The organism is Aromatoleum evansii, from assembly GCF_012910805.1.
GTDB classification, from domain to species: Bacteria; Pseudomonadota; Gammaproteobacteria; order Burkholderiales; family Rhodocyclaceae; genus Aromatoleum; species Aromatoleum evansii.
On the sequence record NZ_WTVK01000171.1, the window covers coordinates 1 to 865 of the forward strand.

Below are 865 nucleotides of genomic sequence, written 5' to 3' on the forward strand. Positions count from 1 at the left end.
GTTCGTCGATGATCAGCAGCTTGGGGTCGGACATCAGGCCGCGCGCCATCGCCAGCATCTGCGCCTCGCCGCCGGAGAGCGTGCCGGCCGGCTGGGTGCGCCGTTCGCGCAGGCGCGGGAACATCGCATACGCCTTCTCGCAGCGTTCCTGCGCCTGCACCCGATGCTGCTTCGCGAACGCGCCGAGCATCAGGTTTTCCTCGATGGTCATGTCCTTGAAGATCATGCGCCCCTCGGGGATCATCGCAACGCCGGAGTCCAGCATGTTCCACGTCGCGGTGCCGTTGAGCGGCTTGCCGTTCAGGCGGATGCAGCCCTGGCTCAGCGGCACGAGCCCCATCAGCGCGCGCAGCAGCGTGGTCTTGCCGGCGCCGTTGGGGCCGATGATGGTGGTCAGCTCGCCCGGCGCGACGGTCAGCGAGACGTCCCACAGCACGTTGATGGCGCCATAGCCGGCACGGATGTTTTCGATCTCAAGCATGGCTCGCTCCCGTGTAGCTCTTGATCACTTCCGGATCGCGGAAGACCTCGTCGGGCGTGCCGTCGGCGATCAGCTCGCCGAAGTTGAGCACCGCCACGCGATGACACAGATTGCTGATGGTCTCGATGTCATGCTCGATGATCAGGATGCCGACCGCGAATTTTTCGTGCAGGTCCTTGAGCATGCCCATGAAGCGCCGCTTGCCGTTGGTTTCCAGACCCGCCAGCACCTCGTCGAGCATCAGCAGCTTGGGGTTCGTCGACAGTGCCTTCGCGACCTCGAGCGCCTTCAGTTCGGTCAGCGCCAGTTCGGTCGCGGCGTTGCGGTGCGCCTTGTCCTTGAGGTTGGTGAATTCCAGCACTTCGGTGATCTTGCGCTCGTCGA

The 865-nt window shown here is 64.4% G+C and carries 2 protein-coding genes; both read right to left on the reverse strand.

Annotated elements, in window-relative coordinates:
• A partial coding sequence (locus GO615_RS29815; RefSeq protein ID WP_169133062.1) for an ABC transporter ATP-binding protein occupies positions 1-481 on the reverse strand: 481 nt, incomplete at its 3' end.
• The coding region (locus GO615_RS29820; RefSeq protein ID WP_479686200.1) for an ABC transporter ATP-binding protein C-terminal domain-containing protein at positions 474-865 on the reverse strand (392 nt) is incomplete at its 5' end. The genes GO615_RS29815 and GO615_RS29820, both read right to left, overlap by 8 nt.